The sequence below is a fragment of the Pseudomonas sp. Con_6 genome, from assembly GCF_059379395.1.
Genome location: NZ_CM182011.1, coordinates 6,573,065 through 6,592,618, shown reverse-complemented (window position 1 = coordinate 6,592,618; position 19,554 = coordinate 6,573,065). Strand labels below are relative to the sequence as shown.

Here is a 19,554-nt window from a genome sequence, read left to right as displayed (position 1 = left end):
CTTCTGGTTGTTGACCCCGGCACTGGTTTGCTCGGTGACCGCGGACAACTCTTCGGCCGCACTGGCGATCTGCGTGACGCCATCGCCGATACCGCCGATCAGCTCGCGCAGGCTCAGGGTCATGCGCTGCATGCTGCGCTGCAACTGGCCCAGTTCGTCGCGGCGCTGTTCGTTGAGGTCGTGGCTGAGGTCGCCACCGGCAATGCGGTCAACGGCGGTGAGGGTCTGGCGCAACGGCACGATGATCTGCCGGGTGATGGCCCAGGAGGCAAGGATGCCGAAGAACAGAGCCAGTACGGTGGCCAGGCCGAGGGTCGACTTGGCCTTTTGCGATTCCGCGTCGCGCATCTTGGTCTGCGAGACGGTCAGTTCGGTGCTCAGGTCGAGCAGGCGAGTGCCGTGCTGGCCCATCTGGGCCAGGGCCTGTGCGCTGCGCTCCTGGGCAGTGCCGAACTGCACCACGGCGCCGCGGTAGGCGGCCAGCGCCTCGGCGGCACTGCCCAGGTCACCACGGTGTTCCGCCGGCACGCGCTCCGGCAGCGCCTTGATCAGGTTCAGGGCCTGGTCAATGGCCGTCAGGGCGGTGGACTGGTACTTTTCCTCGCCGCTGTAGGTGTAGCCGCGCACCTGGAAGCGCGCCTGCTGCAGCAGGTTCGCCGCGTCCACCACGCTGCCGAAGAGCTGGATGTCGCTGCCTTGCAGCAGCGCCTGCTGGACCTTGGCGATCAGCGCCGCGGCCTGGTCGGCATTGGCACCGAGCGCGGCGCGCGCCGCTTCGCGGGCATCCGCAGACTGCTTCAACTCGCCGAAATTGCGCTGGTACTCGCGCACCGCCTCGCTCTGCTGCATCAGGCGCTCATGGTCCTTGCCTTCGCTGATGAGCCTGGCCACCTTGCTCACCTCGGCGTCCAGCGATACCAAGGCCTTTTCCACCAGGGCGATGGAGTCGGCGTCACGCTTGTGTTCGTAGGTCTGGCGGGAAATGCGCAGGACCTGGGTGGCCTGGTACACCTCGGAAATCTCGCCGAGCTTGTCGCCGCGATCGATCACGCCGCTCAGGCCGGACCAGCCTGTGAGGGTGATCGCCAGGGTCAGCAGCAGGACGATGCCGAAGCCGATGCCCAACTTGCGGCTGACGCTTACATTTCCCAGGTGTTGGGCCATCCATCGGTACATGCGGTTACTCCAGTTCGATCAGGCGGACAGGTTTTTATTCTGGTCATCCTGCATCGGCCTGACGTTACAAAACTGAAGGTGGCAAAAGTGTCTAAACCGGGGCTGAGGGGCTAGCCAATGGTCTTATGGACTGTATGGTTATGTGCCTAGAAAAGACGGGCCAGAAGGGCTGTCACGGCCGTCTCGACGCGCAGGATGCGCTCGCCGAGCTGGACCGGAGCGAGCCCGGCCTTGCTCAGCAGGTCGATTTCATAGGGGATCCAGCCGCCCTCCGGACCGATGGCCAGGGTCACTGCCTCGCTGACACCGCGGGGGCAGGGCGGGTGCTTGCCGGGGTGGCCGACCAGGCCCAGGGTGCCTTCGACGATGGCGGGCAGGCGGTCCTCGACGAAGGGCTTGAAGCGCTTCTCGATGATCACCTCGGGTAGCACTGTGTCGCGGGCCTGTTCCAGGCCGAGGATGAGGTTTTCGCGGATGGCCCCGGGATCGAGGAAGGGCGTCTGCCAGAAGCTCTTTTCCACCCGGTAGCTATTGACCAGCACCAGTTTCGCCACGCCCATGGTGGCGACGGTCTGGAACACCCGGCGAAGCATCTTCGGCCGGGGCAGGGCCAGCACCAGGGTCAGTGGCAGCTTGGCCGGCGGCGGCTGGTCGAAGCTCAGCGACAGCTCGGCCTCATGGCCTTCCAGGCGTTCTACCCGGGCCTGGCCCATCAGCCCGCCGAGGCGGCCGACGCGCAGGCTGTCGCCGACCGCGACGCGGTGGATGTCCTGCATGTGGGTAAAGCGGCGGTCGCTGAGGACCGCCCGGTCGGCCGCGATGAAGTCGGCCTCCTCGAGCAACAGCAGGTTCACTGTTGTGTCGCTGGCGGCTGGTCGTCAGGGGTATCGTTGCTGGCCTGGCGGGCCTCGCTGCGCTTGCGCACGAGGGCGCCGAACAGCACGCCGATCTCGAACAGCATCCACATCGGCACGGCCAGCAGGGTCTGCGAGAAGATGTCCGGCGGGGTCAGGACCATGCCGACCACGAAACAGCCGATGATCACGTAGGGGCGGATCTTGCGCAGGTACTGCACGTCGACCACGCCGATCCACACCAGCAGCACCACTGCGACCGGAATCTCGAAGGCCACGCCGAAGGCGAAGAACAGGGTCATGACGAAGTCGAGGTAACTGGCGATGTCGGTCATCATCGACACGCCTTCCGGGGTGGCACTGGCGAAGAAGCCGAAGATCAGCGGGAATACCAGGAAGTAGGCGAAGGCCATGCCGGCGTAGAACAGCAGGATGCTCGACACCAGCAGCGGTACGGCGACGCGCTTTTCATGACGGTACAGGCCTGGCGCGATAAAACCCCAGATCTGGAAGAGGATGTACGGGATCGCCAGGAACAGCGAGACGATCATGGTCAGCTTGAACGGCGTCAGGAACGGCGAGGCCACGTCGGTGGCGATCATCGTCGCGTTGGCCGGCAGGTGCGCGCGCAGCGGTGCCGAGACCAGGGTGTAGATCTGCTGGGCGAAGGAGAACAGCCCGGCGAAGATCAGGAATACCGCAGCGACGCAGCGCAACAGGCGGGTACGCAATTCGGTGAGGTGCGACACCAGGGGCATCGGCTGGTCGTTTTCCGGGATATCGCTCATGGGGCTCGCGGCGGTTGGGTCGGTTCGGTGGGCTTCGGTGCGGGCTGCGGCGTGGCAACCGGTGCCGCGGCGGCTGTCGCGGGAGGCACGGGCGTCGCTTCAGGGGCTGCGCTGGCAACCGGCGCTACCGGTTCGCTGCCCGGCGTGGTGGCCGGGTCGGGCGTCACGCTTTGCGGATTGAGGATGCGCCGGGCTTCCTGTTCCATCGACAGGATGTGCTCGTTGTGCAGTTGCCGGCGGATGTCGTCGGCGCCGATCTCGCGTTCCACTTCCTGCTTGATCGCGTTGAAGCTGCGCTTGAGCCGCCCGATCCACAGGCCGGCAGTACGCGCCGCGCCAGGCAGGCGCTCGGGGCCGAGCACCACCAGGGCGACCAGGCCGACGAGCAGCAACTCACTGAAGCTGATGCCGAACATGGAATCACTCTTTCCTTGCAGGTTCCTGGACCTTCTGGACCTCGCCGTCATAGGTGTGCGGCTGGTTCAGCGGGGCGGCCTGCGGTTGGACCGGCTGGGTCGGTTGGGCCGCAGGGGCAGTTGGCTCCGCCGGCTTGGCTTCTTCTTCGTTCATGGCCTTCTTGAAGCCCTTGATGGACTCGCCCAGGTCGCTGCCGAAGTTCTTCAGCTTCTTGGTCCCGAAGACCAGGACCACGACGACCAGCAGGACAATCCAGTGTTTCCAGTCAAAAATACCCATGGTGCTTTCCTCGAATAGTATTCAGTCAGGCCGATGGCTGGCGCGCGGCTTTCTCGTCGTGGCCGGACAGGCCGAAACGCCGCTCCAGCTCGTCCAGCACGGCTTGCGGGTGCTGGCCCAGGGCGCTGAGCATGACCAGGCTATGGAACCACAGATCGGCGGTTTCATAGATGACATCGCTGTAATCCCCGCTGGCAGCGGCGTCCTTGGCGGCGATGATGGTTTCCACCGATTCCTCGCCGACCTTCTCCAGGATCTTGTTCAGGCCCTTGTGGTAGAGGCTGGCGACGTAGGAACTGTCGGGGGCCGCGCCCTTGCGGGTTTCCAGTACTTCGGCCAGGCGGCTCAAGGTGTCGCTCATGTCAGTGTCCTGCGTTGTAGATGGCGTGCGGGTCCTTGAGGACAGGATCGACGATTTTCCACTGGCCGTCCTCGAAGACGCGGTAGAAGCAGCTTTCGCGGCCGGTATGGCAGGCGATGTGGCCCAGTTGCTCGACCATCAGGATGATCACATCGGCGTCGCAGTCCAGGCGCAGTTCATGCAGCTTCTGCACGTGGCCGGACTCCTCGCCCTTGCGCCACAGTTTGCCACGGGAGCGCGACCAGTAGATGGCGCGCTGCTCGGCGGCAGTCAGGGCCAGGGATTCGCGGTTCATCCAGGCCATCATCAATACACGCCCGGTTTTGTGGTCCTGGGCGATGGCCGGCACCAGGCCGTTGCTGTCCCACTTGATCTCGTCCAGCCAGTCTTTCATGTTCGACTCCCAAATCAGGCCACGGCCCCGCGCCGATACCGCCGGCTAGTGTGCCAGCCGGGAACGCGGCTGGCTATCGGCGAACCACCAGATAGAGGCCTGCGGCCAGCATCAGCCACGCCGGCCAGGACGATACGGCGGTCAGCGGTTCGGCACCGGCTGCCAGGGTGGCGCCGCCGCCTAGCAGCACCGCACCGAGCAGGCGCAGGGCCCAGTGGTCCTGCTGTTTCCAAGGCGCTGGCGGGTCGTTGCGGTGCGGCTGCGACAGGCGTTCGAGCAGGTCGCGGGTCATGTTGGCCAGGTGCGGCACCTGCTCGACCTGGCTGTGCAGGTTCTGCAGCAGGGACTTGGGGCTGACCCGGTCGCGCATCCAGCGTTCCAGGAACGGCTGGGCGGTGGTCCACAGGTCGAGGTCCGGGTACAGCTGGCGGCCCAGGCCTTCGATGTTGAGCAGGGTTTTCTGCAGTAATACCAGCTGCGGCTGGACTTCCATGTTGAAGCGCCGCGCGGTCTGGAACAGGCGCATCAGCACCTGGCCGAAGGAGATGTCCTTGAGCGGTTTCTCGAAGATCGGCTCGCACACGGTGCGGATCGCCGCTTCGAATTCGTTGAGCTTGGTCTGCGCCGGGACCCAGCCGGAATCGATGTGCAACTGCGCCACGCGACGATAGTCACGCTTGAAGAAGGCGAACAGGTTGCGCGCCAGGTAGTCCTGGTCTTCCGGGGTCAGGCTGCCGACGATGCCGCAGTCGATGGCGATGTACTGCGGGCTCCACGGCTTCACGGTGCTGACGAAGATGTTGCCGGGGTGCATGTCGGCGTGGAAGAAGCTGTCGCGGAACACCTGGGTGAAGAAGATCTCCACGCCACGTTCGGCGAGCATCTTCATGTCGGTGCGCTGGTCGGCGAGGGTGGCAAGGTCGGTGACCTGGATGCCGTAGATGCGCTCCATCACCAGCACCTTCGGCCGGCACCAGTCCCAGTACACCTGGGGGACGTACATCATGTCCGAGCCCTCGAAGTTGCGCCGCAGCTGGCTGGCGTTGGCCGCCTCGCGGAGCAGGTCGAGTTCGTCGTAGATGGTCTTCTCGTAGTCGCTGACCACGTCCACCGGGTGCAGCAGACGTGCGTCGGCGGAAACCCGCTCGGCACCCCGGGCGATGAGGAACAGCCAGGCCAGGTCCTGGGCGATCACCGGCTTCAGACCCGGGCGTACCACCTTGACCACCACTTCCTCGCCGCTCTTGAGGCGTGCGGCATGGACCTGGGCCACCGAGGCCGAAGCCAGTGGCTCGACGTCGAAGCGCGAGAATACCTCACCGACCTTGGCGCCCAGTTGCTCCTCGATCAGCGCCACGGCCTTTTGCGGGTCGAACGGCGGTACGCGGTCCTGCAGCAGCATCAGTTCGTCGGCGATGTCCGCCGGCAGCAGGTCGCGGCGGGTCGAGAGCAACTGGCCGAACTTGATGAAGATCGGCCCGAGGTCCTGCAGGGCCAGGCGCAGGCGTGCGCCACGGCTCAGGTCGAGCTTTTTGCGCGGCAGCCAGCGCCACGGCATGAGCAGGCGCAGGGAGGCGAGCCACCAGGGCAGGGGCAGGTCGAACAGCAGGTCATCGAGACGGTAGCGGATCACGACGCGCTGGATGCGCAACAGACGGCGGACGGCAAGCAGCTTCATGCGTTATCGCTGGATTCAAGGGATCGGGCAAGGCGCTCGATGCGCGCCTCGAGGCGTTCAATGTCGAGTTTAAGGCTGTCGAGCTCGCCGAAGCGGGCTTCGGCTTCGCGTATGCCCACCAGGGTCCGCGATTCTTCGGCCAGGTACTCGGAGGCGGTTCGGCTGAGGCTGGCCAGGCTCTGCCGGGTCCAGCGCGCGCGGCTGCGCAGGTGGCCGCTGAGCAACTGGGTGGCCACCGGGCCGAGCCAGCGGGAAACTTCGTACTCCCAGTCCAGCTCCAGGTCCTGCAGCACGCCGACCAGGTCCAGCAACACGGTGCTATCGCCGTCCAGCTCTACCTGCGGGCTGTGCAGCACGGCGGTCTTGTCCTGGCTGAGGGCCAGTTGCACCAGGCTGCTGGCCGGGGCGCGCAGGGTGCAGTCGGCGGGCGTGGCCCACTGGCTTGCCAGGAGCAGGCCCTCATCGCTGGGCAGGACGAACAGTTGCAGGGCCGGCTGGCGGCAGTCGATGGCAATCACCTTGCCATCGAGCGGGGCCAGGCGCGGCAGCGCGGTGCTGTCCAGGCGCAGGACACGGTTGAGACCGTGCTCGACGCTGGCGAGAAGGCCGGCCAGCAGCATCAGGGCTTGATACCGCGGTGCAGGGCGACGATACCGTTGGTCATGTTGTGGTAGGTGACGCGGTCGAAGCCGGCGTCGACCATCATGGCCTTGAGGGTTTCCTGGTCGGGGTGCATGCGGATCGATTCGGCCAGGTAACGGTAGCTTTCCGAGTCGTTGGTGATCAGCTTGCCGGCCAGCGGCATGAAGGCGAAGGAGTAGGCGTCGTAGACCTTGGACATCAGCTTGCTGGTCGGCTTGGAGAACTCCAGCACCAGCAGGCGACCGCCCGGCTTGAGGACGCGCAGCATGGAGCGCAGGGCCTCGTCCTTGTGGGTCACGTTGCGCAGGCCGAAGGCGATGGTCACGCAGTCGAAGTGATTGTCCGGGAACGGCAGTTTCTCCGCGTCGGCCTGGACGAACTCGACGTTGCCGGCAACGCCCAGGTCGAGCAGGCGGTCACGGCCGACCTTGAGCATCGAGGCGTTGATGTCGGCCAGCACGACCTGGCCGGCAGGGCCGACCAGGTGGGAGAACTTGCGGGTCAGGTCGCCGGTGCCGCCGGCGATGTCCAGCACCCGGTTGCCGCTGCGCACACCGGACAGCTCGATGGCGAAGCGTTTCCACAGGCGGTGCATGCCGCCGGAAAGGACGTCGTTCATCAGGTCGTATTTGGCGGCTACTGAGTGGAAGACCTCGGCGACCTTGTCGGCCTTCTGGCTTTCCGGAACGTTCTGGTAACCGAAATGAGTGGTGGGTTCGGCGTTATCGCCTTTGCGCTGCTCGTTCATATCGCTTCACCGGGAAAAATTACTCGCCATTCTAGGGCGTGCGACTGCATTTGTCTTGGCGGGGTGTGTCGCGGCGCAAGGCGTAGGCATAATGCGCGAGTATGCCCTTGCAGCCAGGACTTGATGAATGACCCAGATCAGCGTTGAACGTAAACACGGCCTCGGCCGCGAAGCCGCCCGCCAGAAGGCCGAAGCCCTGGTCGACAAGCTGTCCCGCGAGTACGACCTCAAGGCCGAGTGGAAGGGCGACCGGGTCGAGGTCAAGCGCAGCGGCGCCAACGGCAGCGTGGAGATCGGCGACGACAGCATCCGCGTCGAGCTGAAGCTGGGCATGATGCTGTCGATGATGGGCGGCACCATCAAGGCCGAGATCGAGCGTGCGCTGGACAAGGCACTGGCCTGAATCCGTCGCGGCGGGGTGTGCAATGCATCCCGCCTGTTCCACTGCCCTTTAGGGTGCCCATTCTAATTTTTCTCCGTACCTTGGCCCTCAATCCCCGATCCGTGGGTAGTTCTTCCATTCCGTCATGAGTGCGAGGTGCAGAGCATGGCCAAAGCGATCCTGAAGAAAAAAGACGACGTTCAGAGCAGCCTGGGTGAAGTGCGTGGCTATGCCCGCAAGATCTGGCTGGCCGGTCTCGGGGCCTATGCCCGCGTGGGCCAGGAGAGCGCCGATTACGTCAAGGACCTGATCAAGGCGGGCGAGCAGGTCGAGAAACGTGGCAAGAAACGCATCGACCGCGAAGTCGAAGCCGCCAACAGCGAGATCGATTCGGCGAAGGACGAACTGCTCAGCGTCAAGGGCAAGGTCGAAGTTCAACTGGACAAAATCGAAAAGGCTTTCGACGCGCGGGTAGCCAGCGCCTTGAATCGCATCGGCATTCCGTCTAAACATGACGTGGAGGCACTTTCCGTCAAGCTCGAAGAGCTGACGGCGTTGCTCGAACGCGTTACGGGCAAACATTAAGGAGAGCGGGATGGCTGACAAGAAGACTACTGATAAAGAAAGCAGCTCCTGGATCGGGGGAATCGAAAAGTACTCCCGCAAGATCTGGCTGGCGGGCCTGGGTATCTACTCGAAGATCGATCAGGACGGCTCCAAGCTGTTCGACACCCTGGTCAAGGATGGCGAAAAAGCCGAGAAGCAGGCCAAGAAAGGCGTCGACTCTGCGAAAGACACAGCGAAAGATGGCGCCAAGGCGGCGACCTCGCGGGTGACCGACGTGAAGGATCGCGCGCTGGGCAAGTGGAGCGAGCTGGAAGAGGCCTTCGACAAGCGCCTGAACAGCGCGATCTCGCGTCTTGGCGTGCCGAGCCGCAATGAGGTCAAGGCGCTGCACAAGCAGGTCGATACCCTGACCAAGCAGATCGAGAAACTCACCGGTGCTTCGGTGACCCCGATCTCCAAGCGTGCTCCGGCGACCAAGGCGGCAGCGGCCAAGCCTGCGGTTAAACCGGCTGCGAAAACTGCGGCGGCCAAGCCTGCAGCCAAGACCGCAGCGGCCAAACCTGCTGCCGCCAAGCCAGCAGCCAAGCCGGTTGCGGCGAAAACCGCCGCTGCCAAACCGGCTGCGAAGCCTGCTGCCAAGCCAGCCGTGAAACCGGCGGCCAAGCCAGCAGCGGCCAAGCCTGCTGCCGCCAAGCCGGCGGCGGCGAAGAAGCCGGCAGTGAAGAAGGCCGCGGCACCGAAGCAGGAAGCGCTGAAACTGGCTACTCCGGCCAGCGCCTCGGCTCCGGCTGCTACCCCGGCTGCCAGCAGCGCACCGGCGCCAGTGGCTCCGGCAGCAGCACCGGCAGCATCCAGCCAGTCCTGATCACAGGCGGCTGCAAACAAAACGCCCGGCTCAGTGCCGGGCGTTTTGCTTAGCCCTTTGGAACTGACACCGCGAACCCTGTGGGAGCGGGTTCACCCGCGATTGCGGTAGTGAATTCACCGACGCTATCGCGGGTAAACCCGCTCCCACAGGGTCCGCGTTCTCAGCCTTCCAGGTATCTCAAGGCCAACTGCTCCGCCGCCTCCCGCGACGGCGCTTCCAGATGCGGCGCCACCAGCATCATGATCTGGTACACCACCACACCCACCTCCGCCTCCCGCGCCAGTACCCGCTGGTAATCCAGCGAGAACAGCAAGGTCAGGGTGATTTGCTCCACCAGTTGCCCCAGTGCCCGGGTATCGCTGGTCACCTGGCCCTGGGCCTTGAGGCTGGCGAGCAACGCCGCCAGCGTGCGCTTCAGCGAGTTGAGCAGGCTGCGCATGCCCCGCGCCAGCTTCGGCAAACGTCCGGTGAGGTTCGACAGGTCCTGGAACAGGAAACGGTACTGCGCCATGCGCTCGACGATCAGGTGCAGAAACAGCCAGTAGTCCTCGGCATCCAGGCGCACCTCCAGCGGTGGGTCGAGCAACGGCGTCAGCTCTTCCTCGAAACGCTCGAACAGCCCCAGCACCAACGGCTCCTTGCCGTGGAAGTGGTAGTAGAGGTTGCCGGGACTGATGCCCAGTTCGTTGGCGATCTCCAGGGTCGAGACATTCGGTTCGCCCTGCTGGTTGAACAGCAGCAGGGCGCATTCGAGGATGCGGTCGCGGGTCTTCATCCAGTCCTCTGATCAGCGCACCAGCACGTATTGGCCGGGTGCGGGTTCCATGGCCGGGTAGCTGGCGCTGCCCAAGGTGGTGCCGGTCTCACGCAGGGATCCGGAGCGCGCCTGGATCCAGTCCAGCCACAGAGGCCACCAGCTGCCGTCGGTCTTCTCGGCGTCGTAGTACCAGGCACGCGGGTCGCTGCTGAGCTTGGGATTGACCACGTAGTGCGCCTTGGGATTGCCGGGGGGGTTGATGATGCTCTGTACGTGGCCACTGTTGGATAGCACGAAGCGCTTGTCGCCACCCAGCAGCAGTGCCGAGCGGTACACCGCGTCCCACGGCGTGATGTGGTCGTTGTGGCCCGCCACGTGGAAGCTGTCGACCGTGATCTTTTGCAGGTCGATCGGCGTGCCGCAGACTTCCAGCCCTTCCGGATGGGCCAGCGGGTTGTATTTGAAGAAATCCAGCAGGTCACCGTGGAAGGCTGCGGGCAGGCGCGTGCTGTCGTTGTTCCAGTAGAGGATGTCGAACGGCGGCGGAGTTTTGCCCAGCAGGTAGTTGTTGACGTAGTAATTCCATACCAGGTCGTTGGGCCGCATCCAGGCGAATACCCGGCTCATCTCGGCGCCGTCGAGGACGCCGTGCTGGTAGGAGCGGCGCTTGGCTGCTTCCAGGGTCTGCTCGTCGGCGAACAGGCTGGCCGGGCTTTCCATCTGGCTGTCGAGCAGGCTGACCAGGTAGCTGGCGCTGTGCACCCGGCGCAGTTGCCGCTTGGCCTGCAGATGGCCCTGCAGCGCGGCCATGGTCAGGCCGCCGGCGCAGGCGCCCATCAGGTTGACGTCGCGGCTGCCGGTAATGGAGCGGCAGGCGTTCAGCGCCTCTTCCAGCGCGCTGACATAGCTCGACAGGCCCCACTCGCGATGCCGCGGGTCCGGGTTGCGCCAGCTGACCATGAACACCTGCAGGCCGTTCTTCAGCATGTATTGCACGTAACTGTTGGTCGGGTTGAGGTCGAAAATGTAGAACTTGTTGATCTGCGGCGGCACCACCAGCAGCGGCCGGGCGTACTGTTTCTCGCTCATCGAGCGGTACTGGATCAGTTCCAGCAGCTCGTTGCGAAACACCACCGCGCCCGGGGTTGTGGCGAGGTTGCCGCCGACCTCGAAAGCATCCCGGGCCACCTGGCGCGGCATGCCGTGGTTGTGGCGCAGGTCGTCGAGCAGATGGCCGAGACCGCGCACCAGGCTCAGCCCGCCAGAGTTGAACAGCTCCTTCAGCGCCAGCGGATTGAGCAGGGTGTTGCTCGGCGACACGGCGTCGTTGAGCAGGGTGAAGAGGAAATGCGCGCGGGCGCGATCGTCCTCGGCCAGCTGGCTTTCGTCGATCCACTGGCGGGTCTGTTTCTGCCAGCTCAGGTAGGCCTGCAGGCCACGTCGGTAAAACGGGTTGAGGCTCCAGGCCGGGTCGCTGAAACGACTGTCCCGCGGGCTGGGCTGGTGCAGGGTGTCGCCAAGCAGCACGCGGCCCAACTGGCCGCCCAGTTCGAGCATGTGCCGCGCCGTGTACAGCGGATGGCGCAGGCCATGGCGACTGACGTTGCGCAGGGTCGAGACCAGGTCGCGACCACGCAGGCCGGTGATCGCGTTCTGGATGTTGATCGTGGTGGCGGGGGTACTGACCACCGCTTTCACTGGTTTGTCTTTCATCAGGCAACACTCCGTCGTCGAGCCATCGACAAACTGAACCAGGGCAAATGAGCGACTCCACCTCGACCATGCGTCCGCGTACTCCGGCGCTCCTGCCGGACGTGCGGGCGATGAGGTGCGGTTCAGGCGCTCGGGGCGGGCCGAGGGTGCATGACGGCGCGTTGGCGCTCCTGCTGGAGGAACTTCATGATGATCGGCGCCACGGCCTCGGCACGGGTAATCAGAAACAAATGTCCATCGTCGATTATGTGTAGCTGGGCATTGGGAATTCGCCAAGCCAGGAAGCGCATGTTTATCAGCGGGATCAGCGGGTCGTCGTCACCGGCCAGCACCAGGGTCGGTTGCTGGATCTTGTGCAGCCAGTGTGCGCTGGTCCAGCCGAGGCCGGCGAACAGTTGCCAGTAGTAGCCGAGCTTGCCGCCCGAACGGACCTTGGCCGCGTGGGACAGGGCCAGTTCGGGGTCGCGGCGGAAGGCGCCGCCATAGATCTGCGGAGCGATGCGGATCACGTGGGACGGCTGCACGTAGCGCCGCGGGCTGGCCATCATCCACAGCACCTTGGGCTTGCCCGGGACCATCACCGCCCCGGCGGCAGTGGCCGCCAGCACCAGCTTCTTGCAACGCTCGGGGTAGTCGTGGGCGAACTGCTGGGCCAGGGCACCGCCCCATGACACGCCGATGGCGTTGACCTGGCCGTAGTCGAGGTAATCGAGCATGCGTGCGGTGAGCTTGGCCAGCCCGGGGAAGCGGTACGGGTGCTTGGGCGTGGACGAGCCGCCGACCCCGGGCACGTCGAAGGCAATGACTTCGAGGTCCGGATCCAGGGCCTGAATGAAGGGAAAGACCAGCTCAAGGTTGGCACCGATGCCGTTGAAGATCAGCAACGGCGTCAAGTGCGGCTTGCCGGGGCGAACCGCGGTGCGGATGGTCTGGCCATCCAGGTCGACGGTTCGGAAGATGTACGGTTGCGGCATGCGCGGACCCTGTTGGCTAATGGCACGCCGCCGGTGTGAGGCCGGCGGCGCGGTGGTTTCAACGTTCGTGGACGTAGGTGCCCGGCGACGCTTCGCCGGCCGGATACGCCTTGTTGCCCAGTACGCCCGGCGCCGGCTTCAGCTCGCCGGAGCGCTCGCCCAGCCAGTTCTGCCAGTACAGCCACCAGGAGTCGGTGTGCTTGTTGGAGCTTTCCTGCCAGTCGTTGGCGTTGGCGGGCATTTCCTTGCTGGTCATGTAGCGCGCCTTGGGGTTGCCCGGCGGGTTGAGGATGCTCTGGATGTGTCCACTGTTGGACAGCAGGAACTCTACGTTGCCACCAAACAGCTGCGCCGATTTGTAGCAGGACTGCCACGGCGTGATGTGGTCGGCGGTGCCGGCGACGCAGAAGATGTCGGTGGTGACCTGCTTCAGGTCGATCGGCGTGCCGCAGACTTCCAGGGCATTGGGCCGGGTCAGCGGGTTGTTCTTGAACATCTCGATCAGGTCGCCGTGGAAGGCGGCCGGCAGGCGCGTGGTGTCGTTGTTCCAGAACAGGATGTCGAACACCGGTGGCTCGTTGCCCAGCAGGTAGTTGTTGACCCAGTAGTTCCAGATCAGGTCGTTGGGGCGCATCCAGGCGAACACCTTGGCCATGTCGCGGCCCTCCAGGACCCCGGCCTGGTAGGAGTGGCGCTTGGCCGCTTCGAGGGTCTGCTCGTCGACGAACAGGGCGACCTGGGTGTCGAGGGTGGTGTCGAGCACGCTGACCAGCAGGGTCAGGGCGTTGACCTTGCGCTCGCCCAGCGCCGCGTAGTGGCCCACCAGCGCGGTGCAGGTGATGCCGCCGGAGCAGGCGCCGAGCATGTTCAGGTCGTCGCTGCCGGTGATTTCCAGGACCACGTCGACCGCTTCCTTCAGTGCATCGATGTAAGTGGACAGGCCCCACTCGCGCTGTGCCTTGGTCGGGTTGCGCCAACTGATGATGAAGGTCTGTTGGGTGGAACGCAGGCAGAAACGCGCCAGACTCTTTTCCGGGCTGAGGTCGAAGACGTAGAACTTGTTGATTTGCGGCGGCACCACCAGCAGCGGACGCTCGTGGACCTGCTCGGTGATCGGGCTGTACTGGATCAGTTCCAGCACGTCGTTGCGGTACACCACCGAGCCTTCGCTGGTGCCGAGGTTCTTGCCGACCTCGAAGGCGTCCATGTTCACCTGGCTCGGCATGCCGCCGTTGTTGACCATGTCCTTGGCCAGGTTGGACAGGCCGTCGAGCAGGCTCTTGCCGCCGGTCTCGAAGAAGCGCTTGACCGCCGCCGGGTTGGCCATGGTGTTGGTCGGTGCCATGGCTTCGGTCATCAGGTTGATGACGAAATGGGCGCGGCTGATATCGGTCTCGGACATGCTGCTGTCGCCGACCCAGTCATGCAGTTCCTTGCGCCAGGCCAGGTAGGTCTGCAGGTAGCGGCGATAAAGAGGGTTCTGGCTCCAGGCCGGGTCGTTGAAGCGACGGTCGTCGCTTTCCGGTTGCAGGCTGGATTTACCGAAGATCACGTCCTTCAGCTCCATGCCAAAGTGCGCGACGTGCTTGGCGCTGTGCAGCGGTTGCCGGATGGCCTGGCGCAGCACCATGCGGGCAGAAGTCAGCAGATCCTTGCGGCGCAAGCCTATGACCGGGTTCAGACCCAGGGTGTTTTCCGAGGCTTGGCGCTGCAGGTCATCGTTACTCTTGTTGCTCATCTACGACGCTCCGTTGTCCTGAGACGAGTACCGGACCAGCTGTTCGAAGCCCGGTACTGCTGCTCGGGTGACCAGTGATAACGAATTGCGATCCTGCGGCCGGTGGTGAGCAGCGGTGAGCGTTTGCGGGTAGTTGCCGCGTGTGAAGACTGCCTGCTTTCGCTCGCGTTCTCGACCAACCGGCCCGTTCTCCGTCCTCTGCTCAAGGATGCAGAGAACCTGCCAGATCCATTGGTTACCCGACTTTCCATCAATGCGCAAGCCGGCCAGATGGCGGCCGGTGCCCGACGCATTCAAGCAGATCGAGTTAGAAAATGCGCTCTAAAACAGGAGAGTGCCGGACTAGAGCATCAGCTTGATGACAGACTCGGACGGGTCGCGGGACTTGCCGGCGACGGCGAGATCCTTGAGGTATTCGGCCCACAGTTCGTCCTGGCGCAGGCAGAGTTGCTCGAGGTATTCCCAGGTGAACAGGCCGCTGTCATGGCCGTCGTCGAAGCTCAGTTTCAGTGCGTACTGGCCGGCCGGTTCGATCTTGTCGAGGCCTACGCCGATCTTGCCAAACTGCAGGATCGGATTGCCGTGGCCCTGCACTTCGGCAGACGGCGAATGGACGCGGAGAAATTCGGCGGGGAGGGTGTAGACCTCGTTCGGCCCGTAGGTGAGGCGCAGGGTCTTGGAGGCTTTGTGTAGGTTGATGGCGGTGGGCAGGCGGGACATGGCGGGCTTCCTGATACAGGCGGTAGGCTGCGAGCAGCTTACCGCCTGACGCGTTGCGCTTACAGGATGTAGCGCGACAGGTCTTCGTTCTGTGCCAGTTCACCGAGGTGGCTGTTCACATACTCGGCGTCGATACGGATCGGCGCTTCGCTGTGGCTGCTTGCCAGGTCGCCGGCGCTGAACGACACCTCTTCGAGCAGGCGTTCGAGCAGGGTGTGCAGGCGACGGGCACCGATGTTCTCGGTCTTCTCGTTGACCTGCCAGGCGATCTCGGCCAGGCGCTTGATGCCCTCCGGGACGAACTCGATGTTCAGGCCTTCGGTCTTCAGCAGCTCACTGTACTGCAGGGTCAGCGACGCGTGCGGTTCGCTCAGGATGCGCTCGAAGTCTTCCGGGCTCAGGGCCTTGAGTTCGACACGGATCGGCAGGCGGCCTTGCAGCTCAGGAACCAGGTCGCTCGGCTTGCTCAGGTGGAACGCGCCGGAGGCGATGAACAGGATGTGGTCGGTCTTGACCATGCCCAGCTTGGTGTTGACGGTGCAGCCTTCGATCAGCGGCAGGAGGTCGCGCTGCACGCCTTCGCGGGAGACATCGGCGCCGCCGACGTTGCCGCGCTTGGCCACCTTGTCGATCTCGTCGATGAACACGATGCCGTGCTGCTCGACCGCTTCCAGGGCCTTGGCCTTGAGTTCTTCCTCGTTGACCAGGCGTCCGGCTTCCTCGTCACGCACCAGCTTGAGCGCTTCCTTGACCTTGAGCTTGCGGCTCTTGCGCTTGCCCTTGCCCATGTTGGCGAACAGGTTCTGCAACTGGCTGGTCATCTCTTCCATGCCCGGCGGCGCAGAAATGTCGACGCCCATGGCCTCGGCCACTTCGATCTCGATTTCCTTGTCGTCCAGCTGGCCTTCGCGCAGGCGCTTGCGGAACAGCTGGCGGGTGTTGGAGTCCTGGGTCGGGGCCGGGTCTTCGTTGAAGCCGGCGCGGGCTGGTGGCAGCAGGGCGTCGAGGATGCGGTCCTCGGCAGCGTCCTCGGCGCGGTGGCGCACGCGGACCATTTCCTGCTCGCGGAGCATCTTGATCGCGGCATCGGCGAGGTCGCGGATGATCGACTCGACGTCACGGCCGACGTAGCCGACTTCGGTGAACTTGGTCGCTTCGACCTTGATGAACGGCGCGTTGGCCAGCTTGGCCAGGCGGCGGGCGATCTCGGTTTTGCCGACGCCGGTCGGGCCGATCATCAGGATGTTCTTCGGCGTCACCTCGGCGCGCAGCTCGGCAGGGAGCTGCATGCGCCGCCAGCGGTTGCGCAGGGCGATGGCCACGGCGCGCTTGGCGTCGTCCTGGCCGATGATGTGGCGGTTGAGTTCGTGGACGATCTCGCGGGGGGTCATGGACATGGTATGTGGTGGTCCCGTGGCAATGCATTCAGCGTGGAAAAGCCCGGCGGTGTATCCGGGCGCCAGAACAGCTGAATCACTCGGCCAGGTCCTGCTCCTCGATGGTCAGGTTGTGGTTGGTGAACACGCAGATGTCACCGGCGATATTCAGGGCGGTCTCGGCGATTTCCCGGGCCGACAGGTCGGTCTTCTGCAGCAGGGCGCGGGCGGCGGCCTGGGCGTAGGAACCACCGGAGCCCATGGCGATCAGGCCGTCTTCCGGCTCGACCACGTCACCGTTGCCGGTGATGATCAGGGAGGCATCCTTGTTGGCGACTGCCAGCATGGCTTCCAGGCGGCTCAGGGAGCGGTCGGTACGCCATTCCTTGGCCAGCTCGACGGCGGCACGGATCAGGTGGCCCTGGTGTTTTTCCAGTTGGCCTTCGAAGCGTTCGAAGAGGGTGAAGGCGTCGGCGGTGGCACCGGCGAAACCGGCGATGACCTGGCCGTGGTACAGGCGACGGACCTTCTTGGCGTTGCCTTTCATCACGGTGTTGCCGAGGGAAACCTGGCCGTCGCCGCCCATGACGACTTTGCCGTGGCGACGAACAGAAACGATGGTGGTCAAGGGAGAGTCTCCACGCAGCGGGGCGAAAATGCCTGTGCAGACTCATATGGGGGTGCGGGGAAGGATTTCAACCTTGAGGGACGGGCGGCGCGACCTTGGTCGGAGACCGCGGTGCCCCCAATCGCTGGCAAGCCAGCTCCCACAGGGATCACCTCAGGCCTGAGCCTTGCAGTGAACCTGTGGGAGCTGGCTTGCCAGCGATGCTTTTAGAGACTCAGCCCTCGTGGCTGATGTGGCCGTCCACCACGGTGTAGCGCACCGCGCCCGGCAGACAGTGGCCGATGAACGGGCAGTTGTCGCCCTTCGAGCGCCATTGCTCACCTGCCACGGTGGAGGCCTTCGGATCGAACAGCACCAGGTCGGCCGCCGCGCCAACGCGCAGTTCACCCGCTGGCAGACGCATGGCCGCAGCCGGGCCGGCGGACAGGCGCTGGAGCAGGGTCGGCAGGTCGAGCAGGCCGTCTTCCACCAGGGTCAGGGCCAGAGGCAGCAACACTTCGACACTGCTGATGCCCGGCTCGGTGGCCCCGAACGGCGCCAGCTTGGCGTCCCGTTCATGAGGCTGGTGATGGCTGGAAATCGCCTGGATCACCCCCGATTTCACCGCCTCGCGCAGGCCGTCGCGGTCGGCACGGGTGCGCAGCGGCGGTTGCACGTGGTACAGGCTGGAGAAGTCCACCAGCGCTTCGTCGGTGAGGATCAACTGGTACAGCGCCACGTCGGCGGTCACCGGCAGGCCGCGGGCCTGGGCCTGGGCGATCAGTTGCGCGCCACGGGCGCTGGTGAGCTGGCTGAAGTGGGCGCGCACACCGGTCTGTTCCACCAGCAGCAGGTCACGGGCCAGGGCCACGGTTTCCGCGGTCTCCGGGATGCCCGGCAGGCCGAGGAAGCTGGCCATGGCGCCTTCATGGGCCAGGCCGCCGGCGGCCAGGTCACGGTCCTGGGAGTGGAAGACCACGGTCAGGTCGAAGGTGGCCGCATATTCCAGCGCCCGGGCCAGGGTGCGGGTGTTGCGGAAGCTTTCCAGGCCGTTGCCGAAGGCCACGCAGCCGGTGTCGCGCAGGGCCACCAGCTCGGCCAGTTGCTCGCCCTCCAGGCCCTTGCTCAGGGCTCCGATCGGGAACACCTTGGCATGGCCGGCTTCGCGGGCGCGGTCGAGGATCAGTTCGGCGACGGCCGGGGTGTCCAGCACCGGTTTGGTGCGTGGCGGGCAGCACAGGCTGGTCACGCCACCGGCGGCGGCGGCGCGGGTTTCGCTGGCGATGGTGCCCTTGCGGCTGTAGCCCGGCTCGCGCAGGGACACGCTGAGGTCGACCAGGCCCGGTGCGACCACCAGGCCGGCGCCGTCGATGCTGCGTACGGCCTTGAAACCGGTGGGTGCGGCGCCAATGGCGACGATCTTGCCGCTGTCGACGTGCAGGTCGGTGACCTGGTCCAGGCCGCTGTTGGGGTCGATGACCCGGGCGCCGAGGATGCTGAGAGTCACTGGGCGTTCTCCTGCTCGAATTGACGTTGGGCGTTCTGCCCGCTCATGGCCATGGACAGTACCGCCATGCGCACCGCGATGCCGTAGGTAACCTGGTTGAGAATCACCGAGTGGGCGCCGTCAGCCACGGCGGATTCGATCTCCACGCCGCGGTTGATCGGACCCGGGTGCATGACAATGGCGTCCGGCTTGGCCCCGGCCAGGCGCGCGGTGGTCAGGCCGAACAGGCGGTAGAACTCGCCTTCACTCGGCAGCAGGCCGCCGGCCATGCGCTCGCGCTGCAGGCGCAGCATGATCACCACGTCGACGTCCTTCAGGCCTTGGGCCAGGTCGGTGTAGACCTTCACCCCGTATTGCTCGATACCCACCGGCAGCAGGGTCTTCGGGCCGATCACGCGGATGTCCGGGCAACCCAGGGCTTTGAGTGCGAGCATGTTCGAACGCGCCACCCGCGAGTGCAGGATGTCGCCGACGATGGCCACCGAGAGGTTCTCGAAGCCGCCCTTGTGGCGACGGATGGTCAGCATGTCGAGCATGCCCTGGGTCGGGTGGGCGTGGCGTCCGTCGCCACCGTTGATGATCGCCACGTCCGGGCACACGTGCTCGGCGATGAAGTGCGCGGCGCCGGAGTCGGCGTGGCGCACCACGAACATGTCGGCGGCCATGGCTTCGAGGTTGCGCAGGGTATCGAACAGGGTTTCGCCCTTGCTGGTCGAGGAGGTCGACACGTTCAGGGTGATCACGTCCGCCGACAGGCGCTGGGCGGCCAGTTCGAAGGTGGTGCGGGTACGAGTTGAGTTCTCGAAGAACACGTTGCATACGGTCTTGCCGCGCAGCAACGGGACTTTCTTCACCGCCCGGGCACCGACTTCGAGGAACGAGTCGGCGGTGTCGAGGATTTCGGTGAGCAGCTCGCGGGGCAGGCCGTCGAGCGAGAGGAAGTGGCGCAGCTGGCCCTGATCGTTGAGCTGCAGCGGGCGCTTGGCGTCGATTGGCGTCATCGCGGGG

General features: G+C 64.9%; 21 protein-coding genes and 1 pseudogene. 3 read left to right on the top strand and 19 right to left on the bottom strand.

The window, feature by feature from the left end:
* Nucleotides 1-162 precede the first annotated feature (162 nt).
* The 10 genes and pseudogenes from AC5QPF_RS29780 to ubiE form a co-directional block, all read right to left on the bottom strand.
* Nucleotides 163-1,164, bottom strand: a pseudogene (locus tag AC5QPF_RS29780) (methyl-accepting chemotaxis protein); the annotation flags it as partial.
* Between the two features lie 158 nt (nt 1,165-1,322).
* Complete coding sequence (locus tag AC5QPF_RS29775) at nt 1,323-2,030, bottom strand: 16S rRNA (uracil(1498)-N(3))-methyltransferase (protein WP_494961159.1); 708 nt, start codon at nt 2,028-2,030, stop codon at nt 1,323-1,325.
* Nucleotides 2,027-2,818, bottom strand: coding sequence for a twin-arginine translocase subunit TatC (gene tatC / locus AC5QPF_RS29770; RefSeq protein ID WP_494961158.1), 792 nt, complete (start codon nt 2,816-2,818; stop codon nt 2,027-2,029). Before tatC ends, AC5QPF_RS29775 begins: the two co-directional genes overlap by 4 nt.
* Nucleotides 2,815-3,234 (bottom strand): Sec-independent protein translocase protein TatB, encoded by a 420-nt coding sequence (tatB, locus tag AC5QPF_RS29765; protein ID WP_494961157.1) that lies wholly within the window; start codon nt 3,232-3,234, stop codon nt 2,815-2,817. The genes tatC and tatB overlap by 4 nt, the downstream gene beginning before the upstream one ends.
* Before the next feature lie 4 nt (nt 3,235-3,238).
* The gene (locus AC5QPF_RS29760) at nt 3,239-3,514 is read right to left on the bottom strand and encodes a twin-arginine translocase TatA/TatE family subunit (RefSeq protein ID WP_494961156.1); all 276 of its coding nucleotides are present in this window, start codon (nt 3,512-3,514) and stop codon (nt 3,239-3,241) included.
* Nucleotides 3,515-3,539: 25 nt separating this feature from the next.
* Nucleotides 3,540-3,875 carry a phosphoribosyl-ATP diphosphatase gene (locus AC5QPF_RS29755; protein WP_494961155.1) on the bottom strand — a complete coding sequence of 112 codons (336 nt, stop codon included), beginning with the start codon at nt 3,873-3,875 and terminating at the stop codon, nt 3,540-3,542.
* 1 nt (nt 3,876) lies between these two features.
* Nucleotides 3,877-4,269 carry a phosphoribosyl-AMP cyclohydrolase gene (gene hisI, locus AC5QPF_RS29750; RefSeq protein WP_494961154.1) on the bottom strand — a complete coding sequence of 131 codons (393 nt, stop codon included), beginning with the start codon at nt 4,267-4,269 and terminating at the stop codon, nt 3,877-3,879.
* A gap of 73 nt (nt 4,270-4,342) precedes the next feature.
* Nucleotides 4,343-5,947, bottom strand: a complete 1,605-nt coding sequence (ubiB, locus tag AC5QPF_RS29745; protein ID WP_494961153.1) for a ubiquinone biosynthesis regulatory protein kinase UbiB — start codon at nt 5,945-5,947, stop codon at nt 4,343-4,345.
* Nucleotides 5,944-6,567: an SCP2 sterol-binding domain-containing protein gene (locus tag AC5QPF_RS29740; protein ID WP_494961152.1), complete on the bottom strand. Its 624-nt coding sequence runs from the start codon at nt 6,565-6,567 to the stop codon at nt 5,944-5,946. Before AC5QPF_RS29740 ends, ubiB begins: the two co-directional genes overlap by 4 nt.
* Nucleotides 6,567-7,337, bottom strand: coding sequence for a bifunctional demethylmenaquinone methyltransferase/2-methoxy-6-polyprenyl-1,4-benzoquinol methylase UbiE (ubiE, locus tag AC5QPF_RS29735; RefSeq protein WP_494961151.1), 771 nt, complete (start codon nt 7,335-7,337; stop codon nt 6,567-6,569). The genes AC5QPF_RS29740 and ubiE overlap by 1 nt, the downstream gene beginning before the upstream one ends.
* A 127-nt stretch (nt 7,338-7,464) precedes the next feature.
* Between ubiE and AC5QPF_RS29730 the strand changes: the two genes are divergently transcribed.
* The 3 genes from AC5QPF_RS29730 to AC5QPF_RS29720 all read left to right on the top strand — a co-directional run bounded on the left by AC5QPF_RS29730 (nt 7,465) and on the right by AC5QPF_RS29720 (nt 9,151).
* A complete protein-coding gene (locus AC5QPF_RS29730; RefSeq protein ID WP_494961150.1) occupies nt 7,465-7,740 on the top strand; it encodes a polyhydroxyalkanoic acid system family protein in 276 nt (91 codons plus the stop codon).
* A 144-nt stretch (nt 7,741-7,884) separates the two neighbouring features.
* Nucleotides 7,885-8,304, top strand: a complete 420-nt coding sequence (locus AC5QPF_RS29725; protein ID WP_494961149.1) for a phasin family protein — start codon at nt 7,885-7,887, stop codon at nt 8,302-8,304.
* 10 nt (nt 8,305-8,314) lie between these two features.
* Entirely contained in the window at nt 8,315-9,151 is an 837-nt protein-coding gene (locus tag AC5QPF_RS29720; protein WP_494961148.1) for a phasin family protein, read from the top strand.
* 163 nt (nt 9,152-9,314) lie between these two features.
* On the opposite strand, the gene AC5QPF_RS29715 is transcribed toward AC5QPF_RS29720, so the two are convergent.
* The 9 genes from AC5QPF_RS29715 to AC5QPF_RS29675 form a co-directional block, all read right to left on the bottom strand.
* On the bottom strand, nt 9,315-9,929 hold the full coding sequence (locus tag AC5QPF_RS29715) for a TetR/AcrR family transcriptional regulator (protein ID WP_494961147.1): 615 nt from the start codon (nt 9,927-9,929) through the stop codon (nt 9,315-9,317).
* 12 nt (nt 9,930-9,941) lie between these two features.
* Nucleotides 9,942-11,624: a class II poly(R)-hydroxyalkanoic acid synthase gene (phaC, locus tag AC5QPF_RS29710; protein WP_494961146.1), complete on the bottom strand. Its 1,683-nt coding sequence runs from the start codon at nt 11,622-11,624 to the stop codon at nt 9,942-9,944.
* Nucleotides 11,625-11,746: 122 nt separating this feature from the next.
* Nucleotides 11,747-12,598: a poly(3-hydroxyalkanoate) depolymerase gene (gene phaZ, locus AC5QPF_RS29705; protein ID WP_494961145.1), complete on the bottom strand. Its 852-nt coding sequence runs from the start codon at nt 12,596-12,598 to the stop codon at nt 11,747-11,749.
* Between the two features lie 58 nt (nt 12,599-12,656).
* Nucleotides 12,657-14,336: a class II poly(R)-hydroxyalkanoic acid synthase gene (phaC, locus tag AC5QPF_RS29700; RefSeq protein WP_458979476.1), complete on the bottom strand. Its 1,680-nt coding sequence runs from the start codon at nt 14,334-14,336 to the stop codon at nt 12,657-12,659.
* 342 nt (nt 14,337-14,678) lie between these two features.
* On the bottom strand, nt 14,679-15,056 hold the full coding sequence (locus AC5QPF_RS29695) for a gamma-butyrobetaine hydroxylase-like domain-containing protein (RefSeq protein WP_494961144.1): 378 nt from the start codon (nt 15,054-15,056) through the stop codon (nt 14,679-14,681).
* Nucleotides 15,057-15,115: 59 nt separating this feature from the next.
* Nucleotides 15,116-16,453 (bottom strand): ATP-dependent protease ATPase subunit HslU, encoded by a 1,338-nt coding sequence (hslU, locus tag AC5QPF_RS29690; RefSeq protein WP_494961143.1) that lies wholly within the window; start codon nt 16,451-16,453, stop codon nt 15,116-15,118.
* 76 nt (nt 16,454-16,529) lie between these two features.
* The gene (hslV, locus tag AC5QPF_RS29685) at nt 16,530-17,060 is read right to left on the bottom strand and encodes an ATP-dependent protease subunit HslV (protein ID WP_458979473.1); all 531 of its coding nucleotides are present in this window, start codon (nt 17,058-17,060) and stop codon (nt 16,530-16,532) included.
* 214 nt (nt 17,061-17,274) lie between these two features.
* Complete coding sequence (locus AC5QPF_RS29680; RefSeq protein ID WP_494961142.1) at nt 17,275-18,546, bottom strand: dihydroorotase; 1,272 nt, start codon at nt 18,544-18,546, stop codon at nt 17,275-17,277.
* Nucleotides 18,543-19,547: an aspartate carbamoyltransferase catalytic subunit gene (locus AC5QPF_RS29675; protein WP_494961141.1), complete on the bottom strand. Its 1,005-nt coding sequence runs from the start codon at nt 19,545-19,547 to the stop codon at nt 18,543-18,545. The genes AC5QPF_RS29680 and AC5QPF_RS29675 overlap by 4 nt, the downstream gene beginning before the upstream one ends.
* Nucleotides 19,548-19,554: the final 7 nt, after the last annotated feature.

What these genes read in the sequence shown, in the direction of transcription:
- tatC (WP_494961158.1), bottom strand. Translation starts at nt 2,818, where the DNA reads ATGAGCGATATCCCGGAAAACGACCAGCCGATGCCCCTGGTGTCGCAC.
- tatB (WP_494961157.1), bottom strand. Translation starts at nt 3,234, where the DNA reads ATGTTCGGCATCAGCTTCAGTGAGTTGCTGCTCGTCGGCCTGGTCGCC.
- AC5QPF_RS29760 (WP_494961156.1), bottom strand. Translation starts at nt 3,514, where the DNA reads ATGGGTATTTTTGACTGGAAACACTGGATTGTCCTGCTGGTCGTCGTG.
- AC5QPF_RS29755 (WP_494961155.1), bottom strand. Translation starts at nt 3,875, where the DNA reads ATGAGCGACACCTTGAGCCGCCTGGCCGAAGTACTGGAAACCCGCAAG.
- hisI (WP_494961154.1), bottom strand. Translation starts at nt 4,269, where the DNA reads ATGAAAGACTGGCTGGACGAGATCAAGTGGGACAGCAACGGCCTGGTG.
- ubiB (WP_494961153.1), bottom strand. Translation starts at nt 5,947, where the DNA reads ATGAAGCTGCTTGCCGTCCGCCGTCTGTTGCGCATCCAGCGCGTCGTG.
- AC5QPF_RS29740 (WP_494961152.1), bottom strand. Translation starts at nt 6,567, where the DNA reads ATGCTGCTGGCCGGCCTTCTCGCCAGCGTCGAGCACGGTCTCAACCGT.
- ubiE (WP_494961151.1), bottom strand. Translation starts at nt 7,337, where the DNA reads ATGAACGAGCAGCGCAAAGGCGATAACGCCGAACCCACCACTCATTTC.
- AC5QPF_RS29730 (WP_494961150.1), top strand. Translation starts at nt 7,465, where the DNA reads ATGACCCAGATCAGCGTTGAACGTAAACACGGCCTCGGCCGCGAAGCC.
- AC5QPF_RS29725 (WP_494961149.1), top strand. Translation starts at nt 7,885, where the DNA reads ATGGCCAAAGCGATCCTGAAGAAAAAAGACGACGTTCAGAGCAGCCTG.
- AC5QPF_RS29720 (WP_494961148.1), top strand. Translation starts at nt 8,315, where the DNA reads ATGGCTGACAAGAAGACTACTGATAAAGAAAGCAGCTCCTGGATCGGG.
- AC5QPF_RS29715 (WP_494961147.1), bottom strand. Translation starts at nt 9,929, where the DNA reads ATGAAGACCCGCGACCGCATCCTCGAATGCGCCCTGCTGCTGTTCAAC.
- phaC (WP_494961146.1), bottom strand. Translation starts at nt 11,624, where the DNA reads ATGAAAGACAAACCAGTGAAAGCGGTGGTCAGTACCCCCGCCACCACG.
- phaZ (WP_494961145.1), bottom strand. Translation starts at nt 12,598, where the DNA reads ATGCCGCAACCGTACATCTTCCGAACCGTCGACCTGGATGGCCAGACC.
- phaC (WP_458979476.1), bottom strand. Translation starts at nt 14,336, where the DNA reads ATGAGCAACAAGAGTAACGATGACCTGCAGCGCCAAGCCTCGGAAAAC.
- AC5QPF_RS29695 (WP_494961144.1), bottom strand. Translation starts at nt 15,056, where the DNA reads ATGTCCCGCCTGCCCACCGCCATCAACCTACACAAAGCCTCCAAGACC.
- hslU (WP_494961143.1), bottom strand. Translation starts at nt 16,453, where the DNA reads ATGTCCATGACCCCCCGCGAGATCGTCCACGAACTCAACCGCCACATC.
- AC5QPF_RS29675 (WP_494961141.1), bottom strand. Translation starts at nt 19,547, where the DNA reads ATGACGCCAATCGACGCCAAGCGCCCGCTGCAGCTCAACGATCAGGGC.